The sequence below is a fragment of the Acinetobacter sp. NBRC 100985 genome (assembly GCF_000241225.1).
Lineage (GTDB): Bacteria > Pseudomonadota > Gammaproteobacteria > Pseudomonadales > Moraxellaceae > Acinetobacter > Acinetobacter venetianus.
In genome coordinates, this window is the sequence record NZ_BAEB01000021.1 from 341,164 (window position 1) to 354,933 (window position 13,770).

The 13,770-nt window shown below is 40.7% G+C and carries 10 protein-coding genes and 2 pseudogenes; 7 read left to right on the plus strand and 5 right to left on the minus strand.

Features of this window, described 5'->3' with window-relative positions; genetic code table 11:
* The first annotated feature begins 21 nt into the window (after positions 1–21).
* Positions 22–422: pseudogene (madL, locus tag ACT4_RS08165) on the plus strand (malonate transporter subunit MadL).
* Positions 423–450: 28 nt separating this feature from the next.
* Positions 451–1,213, plus strand: a pseudogene (madM, locus tag ACT4_RS08170) (malonate transporter subunit MadM).
* A gap of 62 nt (positions 1,214–1,275) precedes the next feature.
* On the opposite strand, the gene ACT4_RS08175 reads toward madM, so the two are convergent.
* On the minus strand, positions 1,276–2,190 hold the full coding sequence (locus ACT4_RS08175; protein ID WP_007481319.1) for a LysR substrate-binding domain-containing protein: 915 nt from the start codon (positions 2,188–2,190) through the stop codon (positions 1,276–1,278).
* A 796-nt stretch (positions 2,191–2,986) separates the two neighbouring features.
* On the opposite strand from ACT4_RS08175, the gene ACT4_RS08180 reads away from it, so the two are divergent.
* Positions 2,987–3,205, plus strand: coding sequence for a hypothetical protein (locus tag ACT4_RS08180; RefSeq protein ID WP_004880972.1), 219 nt, complete (start codon positions 2,987–2,989; stop codon positions 3,203–3,205).
* A gap of 192 nt (positions 3,206–3,397) precedes the next feature.
* On the opposite strand, the gene ACT4_RS08185 is transcribed toward ACT4_RS08180, so the two are convergent.
* From ACT4_RS08185 to ACT4_RS08195, 3 genes are read right to left on the minus strand one after another with little or no spacing between them, the layout of a single operon-like run.
* Positions 3,398–4,867, minus strand: a complete 1,470-nt coding sequence (locus ACT4_RS08185; RefSeq protein ID WP_007481321.1) for an efflux transporter outer membrane subunit — start codon at positions 4,865–4,867, stop codon at positions 3,398–3,400.
* 12 nt (positions 4,868–4,879) lie between these two features.
* On the minus strand, positions 4,880–8,059 hold the full coding sequence (gene adeG, locus ACT4_RS08190; RefSeq protein WP_007481322.1) for a multidrug efflux RND transporter permease subunit AdeG: 3,180 nt from the start codon (positions 8,057–8,059) through the stop codon (positions 4,880–4,882).
* Positions 8,060–8,065: 6 nt separating this feature from the next.
* Positions 8,066–9,289 carry an efflux RND transporter periplasmic adaptor subunit gene (locus ACT4_RS08195; RefSeq protein WP_007481323.1) on the minus strand — a complete coding sequence of 408 codons (1,224 nt, stop codon included), beginning with the start codon at positions 9,287–9,289 and terminating at the stop codon, positions 8,066–8,068.
* 196 nt (positions 9,290–9,485) lie between these two features.
* On the opposite strand from ACT4_RS08195, the gene ACT4_RS08200 reads away from it, so the two are divergent.
* From ACT4_RS08200 to ACT4_RS08215, 4 genes are all read left to right on the plus strand, one after another.
* Positions 9,486–10,517, plus strand: coding sequence for a LysR family transcriptional regulator (locus ACT4_RS08200; protein WP_007481324.1), 1,032 nt, complete (start codon positions 9,486–9,488; stop codon positions 10,515–10,517).
* Between the two features lie 323 nt (positions 10,518–10,840).
* Positions 10,841–11,527 carry a glutathione S-transferase family protein gene (locus ACT4_RS08205; protein WP_007481325.1) on the plus strand — a complete coding sequence of 229 codons (687 nt, stop codon included), beginning with the start codon at positions 10,841–10,843 and terminating at the stop codon, positions 11,525–11,527.
* Between the two features lie 5 nt (positions 11,528–11,532).
* Positions 11,533–12,291 (plus strand): SDR family NAD(P)-dependent oxidoreductase, encoded by a 759-nt coding sequence (locus ACT4_RS08210; RefSeq protein WP_007481326.1) that lies wholly within the window; start codon positions 11,533–11,535, stop codon positions 12,289–12,291.
* A 10-nt stretch (positions 12,292–12,301) separates the two neighbouring features.
* The gene (locus ACT4_RS08215) at positions 12,302–12,982 is read left to right on the plus strand and encodes an SDR family NAD(P)-dependent oxidoreductase (RefSeq protein WP_007481327.1); all 681 of its coding nucleotides are present in this window, start codon (positions 12,302–12,304) and stop codon (positions 12,980–12,982) included.
* Between the two features lie 61 nt (positions 12,983–13,043).
* Here the strand turns inward: ACT4_RS08215 and ACT4_RS08220 are convergent, their stop codons facing one another.
* Positions 13,044–13,676, minus strand: a complete 633-nt coding sequence (locus ACT4_RS08220) for a TetR/AcrR family transcriptional regulator (protein WP_007481328.1) — start codon at positions 13,674–13,676, stop codon at positions 13,044–13,046.
* Positions 13,677–13,770: the final 94 nt, after the last annotated feature.

The following is a 13,770-nucleotide window of genomic DNA, read 5'->3' on the forward strand; positions in this document are numbered from 1 at the left end:
AAAGGATAGAGGAAATTTAAAATGATTATATACGGAACAGCTATTTTAGCGATTTGTCATTTATTAGGTGATTACTTTGGTAATACATTGGGTATGTTACTCGGCGTAAAAGCAAATGTAGGTGGTGTGGCGATTTCCATGCTTTTACTGATATTGGCCAAAGAACTATTGGCAAAAAAGGTTATTTACCACAAGTCACTCAATTCGGAATTTTATATTGGTCTGGTATGTACATTCCAATCGTAGTGGCAATGTCAGCAGGTCAAAATGTCGTTGCTGCACTATCAGGTGGTTTACTTGGAATTATTGTATCCGTTGCATCGCTGATCGGAACCGTGCTTGTAATTCGATATTTAAATCGTATTAGTGGCGACTATGAAACTTATGAATGGTCTATCGAAACAACGGAAAAAACAGCTTAAAACGATAAAATCATAAAGGAATTATGAGATGGAAACTTTAATAGCGGTTCTCAGTAAAAAATGCACTTGTGACAGCACTTGCGGTAACTGGGCTAATGATGTTTGTTTCACACTTACTGTCTAAATATTTAACCAAAGGAAAATTACAGAGTTCAGCGATTGCGATCACTTTGGGATTGGTGGTTGCCTATTTTGCAGGTGTTTATACAAACGGGACCAAGGGTATATCTGATATTGCAATTTTTTCGGGATTTGCATTATTGGGCGGGGCAATGATTCGTGATCTCGCGATTGCTTCAACAGCTTTCGAAGTTGATGTTAAAGAGGTAAAAAAGGCGGGTAAAGTTGGATTAGTTGCCTTGCTTTTAGGCTGTGTAGTGCCCTTTGTAATCGGCGTTGTAGTTGCTTGGTTCTTGGGATACAAAGATCCTGTGTCTATGACGACGATTGGTGCAGGTGCGATGACCTATATCGTTGGGCCAATTACAGGTTCGGCTATTGGTGCAAGTTCAGATGTGATTGCTTTGTCTATCGCGATTGGTCTGATTAAATCGGTATTTTTTATGATTGGCACACCCTTGCTTGCAAAGTTTATGTATCTCAAAAGTCCGCGTTCTGCGATGGTCTTTGGAGGGTTGGCGGGTACTACCAGCGGCACAGCAGCAGGTTTGGCGGGTACAGATGTTAGATTAGTTCCTTATGGTGCATTGGTTGCAACATTTTATACAGGTCTTGGATGCTTGTTAGCACCGTCTATATTTTTCTTAACGGTAAATGCGATTTTCAGTTAAATATATTTTGCTTTAACAGATGAGGGGGAGATGGTTCAGACAGAATCATCTCCCTTTAATATTTATATATACTGTCGCGCAAACATTCTGCATTCAGCAATTAATGCTAAGAGGTTCGGATCTCGCTCCTTACTCTTTAGAAAGACTAAGCCAATTTCTTGTTTGATTTGATAAGGCGATTGCAGAGGAATCAACTTGACTGAACTTTCATAGATGGTTGAGATACGACCGGGTAATAAGGCTAAACCCACTCCTGTACTCACCATACTGATTAAAGTAAAAATATCGCTAACCTGTAAAAAGACTTTAGGATCTATGCCTGCTTTTTCAAATACGACGTCACTGTCATGACGTGTTGCAAAGCCTTTGGATAGGGTTAAAAACGTTTCATCTTTTAATGTACTTAAGTCGATTTCTTCGAGGCTCGCAAGCGGAGAATTCTTATTCACAGCTAAATGAATATCATCTTGAAACATTGCTAAACTTTCAAAATCAGCATCAGATGTTGTTTCATTTAAAGCAACGATAATGGCATCTAATTCAGTCGTTTTTAATTTTTTAACTAAATCGAGATTAGAGCTTAGCAAGAGTTGAATATCCAACTCACCACGCCTCAACTTCAGACCACTAATCACGTTGGGAATGGTATTGACCGTAAGTGAATATAACGAACCTAAATGCAATACTTTTGCCGCGAAACCTGCTGCTTCTCTGGTTTTATTTACAGCGGTAACAATGTCTTGAACAATTTTCTGTGAGTTCTCTTGTAAAACATATGCACTTTTTAGGGGAATTAAATTCCGTCCTTCATTTTTGAATAGAGGACATCGCAAGCTATTTTCTAAAGAGTGCAATGCTTTATGTACGCTAACATTACTGATTTGCATTTCGGCGGCTGTTTTTGAAAGGTTGCCATAACGCATAAATGCGAGGAATATTTGAATTTTCCGTAAAGTTAAATCTTCATCGATTTCCATATCAATAATGCCTGTACCAGATGAGGTATGAATTGAAAAATAGTTCGGTTTATTTAAACGTTTCTAAGCTTCAGTTCATATTAAGGGTAAAATTTAGCTCAATGCTCCATGTTAGACTAAAATCTGTCAAAAAATTAGATGCTTTAATATTCAGGGTCTTAGCGTGCATTGACGATTAATCAGCAGCTTGATGATGGCATATAAATGAGTTAAACCGCCCATTAAAATCAAAAAGTTTAAAAATTCAGATTTCTTTAAGTTTAGTACATTAATTTAAAGATACGGCAAACACCGTAGCAAGCAAAGCAATACCCTTGGCCACATTCTCCAGATGTGGCTTTTTTTATATTTATCACTTAATCTCAGTCTTACTATTGTGAACATCTAAAAAGTGATTGAGATACTTTTAGCCACTATGATCAGATAAAAATTTAAAAAATCTATAAGTTTTTAGAATGAAAAACAGAGACATATAATTGAAAAATTTATATTAATATGTGATCTAGTATGCATTTTAAAAAAGGTTGACGTCATGTGTTGAACTCATGAGTTCTTATTTAAGATTTTGTTTTTAATATATAAATTATTTTTAATATTTTTTGTTACAACCATTTTGTCGACAAGTTTAGCTGTAATTTGCCATATTTTCTTTGCAAAATTTAGCACAAGACTCCTTTATGGAATCAACTTAACCTTACATCGCACAGCTGCTTTTATTTTCACTTTATTGTCACTTTTTTCATTTAAACCTTAGTTCAGCTGTGTTTTTCAAATTTTTAAAATGGAAGTTTTTTCAATGAAAAATATACAAATCAAAGTAAAGGATCAGTTTGAAACCGAAAATGTTGCAATTGCTTTAATTAGCAAGGTAAATGATCTAGAGATTCCTTTATTTAAACGCATTGAGCATATTGAAATTGAAGGTGAGATTTTGCGACCGAATATGGAATTGCTCTATGAAAATCCAAAAGATGGCCGTATCTATCGTTTTATTGATATCGTTCATTCAAATTAATTTGAGTGTGAAGAACTGACTTTTCTTTAAATCCTATCGGTTCTACTGAATTGATTTGATGCATTTATTTTGAGTAATTTAAAAGAAATTCCATAACTATAATTGTTGTGGGGTTTTCGCCGTTGAAGTAGGACGTTTTATAAAAAAGCACTAGACGAGTCCAAAACTTATCTAGTGCCATCGATCAAAAGATTACAACGCTGTTTTAGCAGGTACAGATTCCCAACCACCACCTAAAGCACGGATTAAATCTACGCTTGCAAGCATACGATCTCCATTCAGTTGTGCAGCGCGTTGTTGCTGTTGTAATAGATTTCGATCGGAATCAATCACATCTAAATAGCTCACTGCACCTTCACGATAACGTAAATGTGCCAGTTGATTGGCATGCTTACTCGATTTTAGTGCTAAATTTTGAGCCTGTATTTGTTGATCAAGGATGCGTTGATCAGACAAGCCATTTTCAACTTCACGAAATGCATTTAAGACGGTTTGCCGATAACCAGCGACGCTTTCTTCATAAGCTGCACGCGCTTGAGCAACGCCAGCCTTACGTTGTCCACCATCAAACAAAGGCAAAGATAAAATTGTGCCGGCAACAGGACCTAATAAAAAGGTTCGGCTTGACCAGTTCCCTAAGCTCCCTAAACTTGCTGACTCGTATCCGAATGCACCAGTGAGATCTAATTTGGGGAAAAATGCAGCGCGGGCTATACCAATACGTGCATTATTTGCTGCCATAGCTCGTTCCGCCGCAGCGATATCAGGACGACGTTCAAGCAGAGAGGATGGAAGTCCAGCAGGCAAAACAACGAGATCCGAATTAACAGGTTGAGTTGTTAAACTGAATTCCGCTGGCGTTTTACCCAACAATACTGCGAGTGCATGTTCAGCTGTCGCTCGACTACGCGCAATATTTAATGCGTCACTTTGCGCAGTTGATAATTCGGTTTGGGCACGGGAAAAGTCCAATTCACTAACTAAGCCATTGCGATAACGAAGTTGCATTAAATCGCGTGTTTCAGTGAGCAGTTGGATATTCTGCTGATAAATCACTTGCTCGGTATCTAATTGTCGAATCAAAAAATAGGTTTGAGCAACATCTGCTTGAAGTGCAAGTAGAGCAGAGTGATACAACGCTTCTTGTTGCTGAACATCTGCTGTTGCAGCATTCACACTACTTGCGATCCGTCCGAATAAATCTAATTCGTATGAAACGTTTGCTTGTGCTCGCCATAGAGTACTTGCTGAGGTTGGTGCATCCGCATCCAGTCCTAATGATGCAGGGGATGGTTTCTGGCGTGTCGGTCCAAAACCTGCACCAATACTCGGTAAGCGCTCGGATTGTGCTGCTGATCTTAGTGCACGCGATGATTGAATATTTGCTGCCGCTCTTTTTAGATTCTGATTACCTGAAATAGCTTGCTGTTCAAGTTCATTCAGTTGAGGATCATTAAAGACACGCCACCATTCACCTCGAATGTGTTCATCGGCGGGTTGAGCAATCTTCCATTGTTCGTTTTCAAGTGTCGAATTTGCTTCTTTAAATTTGATAGGAATAATCACTTGTGCTGGTTGATATTCAGGCGCAAGGGAGCAGCCTGCGAGCAGCAGGCTTCCCATCAGTGAGGACAATAGCCATTTTGGCGTAGATGCTTTCATCAAATGTCCTCCTTATTGATGATTCGGGTTATGTAAAGGTGCTTCGTGTACCGCAGCAGAATGCAATTTATGTTTGCTATTCAATGTACGAATCAGGACATAAAATGCTGGGGTGAGGAATAGACCGCATAATGTTACCCCGATCATCCCAAAGAACACCGCTACACCCATGGCATGGCGCATTTCTGAACCAGCACCTGTCGATGTTACGAGTGGAATTACACCCATAATGAAGGCAATCGAGGTCATCAAAATTGGGCGTAAACGTAAACGACTTGCTTCAACAGCTGCTTTAAATGCCGTAGCACCTTGCATTTCTAGTTCACGGGCAAACTCGACAATTAATATCGCATTTTTACAGGCCAGCCCGACGAGCACCATGAGTCCAATTTGGGTAAAGATGTTGTTATCGCCACCCGTGAACCAGACTCCAGCCAGTGCTGCCAATATACCCATTGGAACAATCAAAATAACAGCCAAAGGAAGGGTAAGGCTTTCGTATTGTGCAGCTAAAACCAAGAACACGAGTAAGACACTGATTGGAAATACCCACAATCCTGCATTACCCGCTAAGATTTTTTGATAGGTTAAATCTGTCCATTCAAATTTTACCCCACGCGGCAAGGTTTCTGCTGCAATGCGTTCAACAGCGGTCTCTGCTTGGCTTGAAGAATATCCCGGCGCAGGACCGCCGTTAATATCTGCCGCAGTGTAGCCGTTATATCGCACGACCATTTCTGGACCGTAGGTTTGTGTGACTTTCACCAATGAAGAGAGTGGAACCATTTGCCCAGCATCATTTCGTGTTTTGAGCTGTGAAATGTCTTCTGGATTGGCACGGAACGGTGCATCTGCTTGAGCACGCACTTGATAGACACGACCAAAACGGTTGAAATCATTGACGTATTGCGAACCCAAGTAGATTTGCATGGTATTAAATACATCGGTGATTGCAACACCTTGTTGTTTGGCTTTAACACGATCTAAATCTACATTTAATTGTGGAACATTGATTTGATAACTAGAGAACATTGGCCCTAATTCGGGTGCGGACTGTGCTGCTTTCATAAAGGATTGTGCGGCATCATTTAGGGCTGAGTAACCTAATGCACCACGATCCTCAAGTTGTAGTTTAAAGCCACCCATCGTACCTAAGCCCATCACAGGTGGTGGTGGGAATACCGCAATATAAGCATCTTGAATCGCAGCATATTTTTGATTTAATGCACCAGCAATCGCATTGGCTGAAAGATCAGCGCCTTTACGTTCATCAAATGGTTTTAAGGTGACAAAGACGATCCCTGCACTTGAGCTGTTGGTAAAGCCATTTATGGATAAACCGGGGAATGCCACGGCACTTTCGACGCCGGGTTGTTTGAGCGCGGCATCACTCATTTTTCGGATCACAGTTTCAGTGCGGTCGAGTGAAGCACCATTTGGTAATTGGGCAAAACTAATCAGGTATTGTTTATCTTGAGCAGGAACAAATCCTCCGGGAACGATATATGAAATCCCAATGGTCAGACCAAGCAATGCAGCATAGACACCCATTGCTGAAGCTTTATGGGAAATGACGCGGTTCACGCCTCGACCGTATTTGTCCGAAGCACGAGAGAACACGCGATTGAATAATGCAAAGAAGCGTCCAAAGACACGATTCATAAAACGTGTTAATGCATCAGGTTTGGCATCGTGACCTTTCAGCAACATCGCTGCTAAGGCAGGCGAAAGGGTAAGTGAGTTGAATGCTGAAATGACAGTTGAAATAGCAATCGTCATTGCGAATTGCTTATAAAACTGACCTGTTAAACCTGTCATGAATGCAAGAGGGACGAACACGGCAACAAGAGTCAGGGCAATCGCAATAATCGGGCCGCTCACTTCACGCATGGCACGATAAGTCGCATCTCTTGGGCTTAAACCCGCTTCAATATTCCTCTCAACATTTTCCACCACGACGATCGCATCATCGACTACGATTCCGATAGCGAGAACCATCCCGAATAGCGAAAGTGCATTGATGGAATAACCAAACGCCAGCATCAGTGCAAATGTACCAATAATCGAAACAGGTACAGCGAGTAAAGGAATGATGGATGCTCGCCATGTTTGTAGAAATAGGATTACAACCACGACAACTAGAGCAATCGCTTCAAGTAAGGTATGAATAACAGCCTTGATACTGGCACGTACGAACTGAGTTGGATCGTAAACAATGTCGTATTTAATCGAGGATGGAAAATCTTTAGAAAGTTCCTGCATGGTGCTACGCACTTGATCAGAAACTTGTAAGGCATTAGCACCCGGTGCTTGGAAAATTGGAATTGCGACTGCTTGCTTATTGTCCAGTAATGAACGTAAGCCATATTGAGATGCTGCAAGCTCAACGCGCGCGACATCGCCGAGTTTGGTCACAGCACCATCAGCAGCTGTTTTTAAAATAATATCGGAGAATTCTTGTTCAGTACTTAAACGACCTTGAGCATTCACAGAAAGTTGCAAGGGTGAATCATTGGGCGCAGCCCCGATAGTTCCCGCTGCAACTTGAATGTTTTGTTCACGAATTGCATTGACGACTTCAGTGGCAGTGAGATTTCGTTGAGCGACTTTCTGTGGATCAAGCCAAACTCGCATCGCATAATCGCCAGAACCAAACAGCCCAACTTCGCCAACACCCTGCAAACGAGCCAAACGATCTTTGACGTTGAGGACTGCATGGTTCCTCAGATAAGTCATATCGTAGCGATTATCTGGAGATGTTAGATGTACAACCATGGTTAAAGTTGGCGAGCTTTTTAGTGTTGTAACACCTAAACGTTGTACATCTTCTGGGAGGCGGGGCAACGCTTGCGAAACACGGTTCTGTACCAGTTGTTGTGCTTTATCAGGATCAACACCTAGTTTGAAGTTCACTGTAATCGTTAGGTTGCCGTCACTGTTTGCTTGAGACTGCATGTACAGCATGTCTTCAACGCCGTTAATAGATTCTTCTAACGGAGAAGCCACGGTCTCTGCAATCACTTTAGGGTTTGCCCCTGGATATTGGGCACGTACCACAACTGAGGGCGGCACAACTTCGGGATATTCGGAAATTGGAAGTTTAAAGACAGAAAGTAGACCCGCCAGCAAAATCAATACTGACAGCACGCCAGCAAAGATCGGCCGATCAATAAAAAACTTAGATATATTCATATTGGATTAACCTTTGGCCGAAGTTGAGTTTTTGTCTGTAGGCTGAGGTTGTGAGGAGCTATTCTCTGCAATGATTTGCGCGTTTGGCATAGCAACAAGGTGTGGTGTAATTGGATCTCCGGGACGAATTCGTTGTAGACCATTGACCACGATACGTTCACCAGCTTTTAAACCAGCGTCAACGATTTGTAAGCCATCTTGTTGAGCACCCAGTTTAACTTCACGATATGCAGTTTGATTTTTGGCATCTACCACAACCACAAAGCGCTTGTCTTGATCTACGCCAATTGCAGTCGGATTGATGAGAATGGCTGAGCGAGGTTGTCCTCCACCAAGACGAATACGAGCGTAAAGTCCTGGGAGCATAACGCCTGTAGGATTTTCAAAAGTAGCGCGAACACGGATAGTGCCTGAAGTACTATCGAGGTTATTGTCGATGGAGCTGATATAACCTTGGCGAGAAAAACCAGACTCATTTGCAAGTCCCATATACACTGACACTTGAGCTGAGTTTCTTTGATTACTGATATATTTTAGGTAGGTTTGCTCATCTACATCAAAAGAGGCATATAAGCGCGAAACAGAGACGAGTCGAGTTAACACTTGTGCGCCATTTCCAGCTGAAACTACGTTTCCAACTGTCACTTCTGCTCTAGAAATTCGACCACTGACAGGTGCAGTAATTCGGGTATATTCCAGATTTAATCGAGCAGATTCTACGGCAGCTCTAGCCGCTTGTAAGTTCGCATTTGCTGAGCGAGCTTCATTTTGAGCTTGATCAAGCTCTTGACGAGCAATGGCATTGCTTTCGATTAAGCGTTGGTTACGGCTGAGGTTTGCGGAGCTATACGTTACTTGTGCCTCGGCAGAGGCAAGTTGAGCTTTGGCGCGGTTGAGTTCTGCTTCAAATGGTCGAGGATCAATGCTAAATAGTAAATCGCCTTTATTAACCAAGTTGCCATCTTTGAAGTGGACAGCAATCAGTTTACCTGAAATTTGTGGGCGTATATCGACTTGATCAATCGCCTCTAAACGTCCTGAGTATTCTTGCCAATCGGTAATGGTTTTATTGACAACTGTGGCTACATCTACTGTGGTTGCGGGTTGAGAATTCGCTGCTGGGGTAGCTTTTGCATCTGCATTTTCTTGAAAGAGAAGAAAACTGCCACCTGTAGCAAAAATGGCAATAATGACAGCAGACAGCGTCAGCTGTTTGCGAGAAAGTGACATGAGGTGCTCCTAGTTATTTGGATCCCTGTTTTCAGACTTTTAGTTATGGTCTGTATGGGAGAAACAGGATTTATGGAATGAAAGGAGGATAAAAGTTTGTCAATAATGAATAAATACATTAAATTTGATAACACTATTCGTATTTTTATAATAATCGTTAGATAATTGTTTAGATTATTGGATTGGGAGTGGGCTTGTGGATTTATTTCATGCGATGAAAGTTTTTAATAAAGTTGTTGAAACCAACAGTTTTAGTTTGGCTGCCGATACGCTGGGTTTGCCACGAGCTTCTGTGACCACAACGATTCAATCTTTAGAAAAACATTTACAAGTTCGCTTGCTTAATCGAACAACGCGTAAGCTGAGTTTAACCCCAGATGGTGCTGTGTATTATGACCGTACCGTGAGAATCTTAGCGGATGTTGAAGATGTTGAATCTTCTTTTAATGATGCTGAGAGAGGGCCACGCGGACGATTAAGGATTGATGTTCCTGTCTCGATTGGACGACTGATCTTGATTCCTCGACTACGTGAGTTCCATGCACGTTATCCTGACATTGATCTTGTGATTGGGTTGAATGATCGTCCAGTTGATTTGGTCGGCGAAGCTGTCGATTGTGCAATTCGAGTTGGTGAGTTGCAAGACTCTAGTTTAATCGCAAGACGTATTGGAACTTTCCAATGTGCGACAGCTGCATCATCTTGTTATTTAAATAAAAAGGGTGTACCAACTTCTATTGAGGATTTACAGAAAAATCATCAAGCGATTCATTTCTTTTCAAGTCGTACAGGTCGTAATTTTGACTGGGATTTTATGGTTGATGATTTGATTAAAAGTGTCAGTGTCAATGGGAACGTATCGGTTAATGATGGAGATGCCTATATTGATTTGGCGTTACAGGGATTTGGGGTGATTCAAGGGCCTCGTTATATGCTTACTGATCATTTAGAGTCTGGAGCATTAACAGAAGTACTCCCGCAGTGGACACCTGCGCCGATGCCGATTTCAGCGGTATATTTACAAAGCCGCCATTTATCACACAAGGTTAGAGTCTTTGTTGATTGGGTTGCAGAGTTATTTGCTGCCTGTCCGTTATTGGGCGGCAGTGCGATGCCACTCGATCAGAAATGTAAATTTGCATGTGATCAAAAGACTAATCATGAATATACGATTCGTACTTTAGTGGAGCAGCATAATATTGCAGAAGCGAGAGCATTGAAAACTTAATTTAAAAACAATGTCACATTGTTTTTTATCGATATTATTCTAAAGCTCAATAATTATATTGATAAATTTCTTCATTTATCTTTTAGGGGTAAATGCTGTCATTTCAGGACAACTTTAGATTTAAGCTTAGTCAATTGATTGACAGTTTTCTGATTCATCGTTACCTTGCTTAGGTTAGTTCTTTTTTGAGACTGACTAGCTTTCCATCATTTAAGATGTAAAGCATTTATGGGAAATAGTGAGGAGATGGAGTGAGCTAGTTATTGGCTAATCAAAAATCCATCAAATTTATTATTTAAATAGATATAAAAGAGAAACAAGAAATGAGTTCAGTTGTTCTTCATCAATGGGAAATTTCGCCGTTTTGCCAAAAAGCAGCGAGAATGCTTCGCTTCAAAGGAATTGATTTTGAGACCATAAACTACAATGGAATTTTAGGGGCAAAAGTGCCATTGCTGAGTAAGGTTGGCAAAGTTCCTGTGGTGGATATTCATCAGCAACGCATCCAAGATAGTACTCGGATTGCGCGCTACTTAGATGAGGCTTTTCCCGACCAAGCTTTACTTTATCCCAAAGATCCGACACAAAGAGCTTTTGTTGAATTATGGGAAGATTGGGCTGATGAATCCTTGTATTTTTATGAGGTCTATTTACGTGTCAATGATTCAGAGGCTTTGACGGAAGCTATTCGGATGAGTAGCGAAGGTCGTCCAGCTTATGAACGAGTAATGGTTAAAGGCTTTATTTTAGCAGAACTCAAAACGCAATTGTTTTTTCAGGGCACTGGTCGAATGAAAGCTGAAGATGTTCATGCAGAGTTTAGACGACACTTAGATCGAATCGAACAGGTGCTTTCAGCGACAGGTTGGTTAGTTGGGGATAGCCAAACAATCGCAGATATTGCTGTGGTCTCACAGTTAGGCGAAGTGATTCGCACGAGCCGTCAGTTTGGTAAAGAAATATTAAGTCGACCTGCAATTAAAGCTTGGTATGACAAGCAAGCTGAGTAATCGCTATGACCATTTCTCTTTCAGAAAGACAGCAATGTGTTGTGGTGGTTGGTGTCGGTGCATCGCAAGGTATTGGAGCTGCAGTGAGCCGCCGTTTTGCTCAAGAAGGTTTAAAAGTCTATGTTGTGGGTCGCACACTGGAGAAAGCAGAGCAGATAGCTATCGAGATCAAAAACAATCATGGTGACGCCGTGGCTTACGGTTTAGATGCTGAAGATCCAATACAGGTACAACAATTGTTTCAATCAATTTCGCTTAGCCAAGAGCAATTGGTCGCAGTGATTCATAATGTGGGTGGAAATGTCCCTTCGATTTTCTTGCAGTCTTCATTGACGTTTTTTAGCAAAATGTGGCATTCAACTTTTTTATCAGCATTTTGGGTTTCGCAGAGTAGTTTAAAAATTTTTCAGCAACAACAAGCTGGCACATTAATCTTTACGGGTGCAAGTGCCTCGTTGCGTGGTAAGCCATTTTTTGCTGCTTTTACTATGGGTAAATCTGCTTTGAGAGCTTATGCTTTGAACCTTGCCCAGCAGTATAAGGCTCAAAATATTCATATTGCTCATGTGGTGATTGATGGCATGGTGGATGGGGATCGTGTCAATAAAGCACTGTTTGGTTTAGGTCGTTTGGCTCGAATGACGCGTGGGACTGGTGGTTTGAATATTGATGCAATTGCTGAAAATTATTGGATGCTCTATCAACAGACGGCTGATCTATGGACGCATGAGTTAGATCTTAGGCCACATCAAGAAAAATTTTAGGGTGATCATCATGAGTAATAAACTGTTTCGATGGGGCAAGAAAGCGACAGGTTGTATGCTAGTTGTTGGCAGTGACATTCAACAGCTCAGCCAAAGTTTCGCTGAGACCAATCTGATCGATGCTTTGCATGTTTATCACGTTGTGAATGATTTAAATCAAGAAAAAATTCATATTGAAAAATTGCACAATCAATTGACCGTAGTCCGCATAAATTTGATTGATCAGCATGCATTAAAGAAACTACTTTCGCATATCACAAGTTCAAAGCATCAAATTGAATTGTGTATTTTCCAAGCCTACTTTAGTCATGCTCGTGAAATGGATATTTTGTTATCTCAAGAAGCTGAGCATGAATGGAACAATAATGGCTTGAGTGCTGTCAGTTTATCTCAGGTGATAATCCGTGAAATGTTGATGCGACAAAGCGGAACTATGATTTTTCTAGGTTCTCAACCTCAGAGTTCAGCATATTATGATCCTCTCAGCCAGAGTTCATTTGCTGCGATTCGAGCACTTTCTCAGTCATTAGCAAGAGAGTTTCATCCCAAGGGAATTCATGTGTGTTATTGCATGTTAGAGCAATGGCAAGGTCATCGCGAAGATTTTGTGAATTCGGTTAAAAAAGCTTGTTTGCATTTGCATCAGCAACCGAATTCAACGTGGAGTCAGGAATTGAGTTTAGGGATATAGCATCTTAGAGCTAAAATATTTTAAGCTTTAAATCACTTTGTTTTTGCTACATTCGCTTGATTTACTGCTGTTGTTTAATTGCTTCTAAACCTGCTAAGGAAAAGGTCATCAGATGCTTAACCAATTGTTGAGCATTCATTTTTGAAATATCTTGTATGGGTGCAGGGAGATTACTTCCGACGATCAGTAGCATCATACATGGCGCAACGACACTTAGAACACAAGGTAATAGCGCTGGGTGATTTTCATCTAGCCCTGAAACCTGACTAATAATTTTTCGGACGGCTTGAAACTTTCTAGCACCATCACTTTGCATAAATGCTTGCAGATGCGATGTAGGGGAAAATAATTCGCGAATAAAAACTTTACTATGCCAGACATCTTTTTCAACGAGCTTACTCACCAGCGTTGCAAAAAATGTTTCAAGTTTTTGTGTCGGAGGGAGAGGGCTATCCACGAGCGCCAATAACTGTTGTTCGTTGATATAATGTGTATGTGCTTCAGCCAACACAGCGCTATATAAACCATCACGACCAGCAAAATGATAGTTAATCGCAGCTAAATCGACCTCTGCCAATTTGGCAATTTCTTTGTTTGTTGTCTGAGCAAAACCATTTTGGGCAATTAATTGACCTGCTGCCTCAAGAATTTTTGATTTGGTAATATCACCATCACTGCGCCTAGCTCTAGACATTTTTTACTCTGAATTAAACTTTAATTTTAAGTATATCTTTTTTCCTTAAATTGATATAGTTTAAATTTAAATTGAATTTAAACTTTAATAAAAA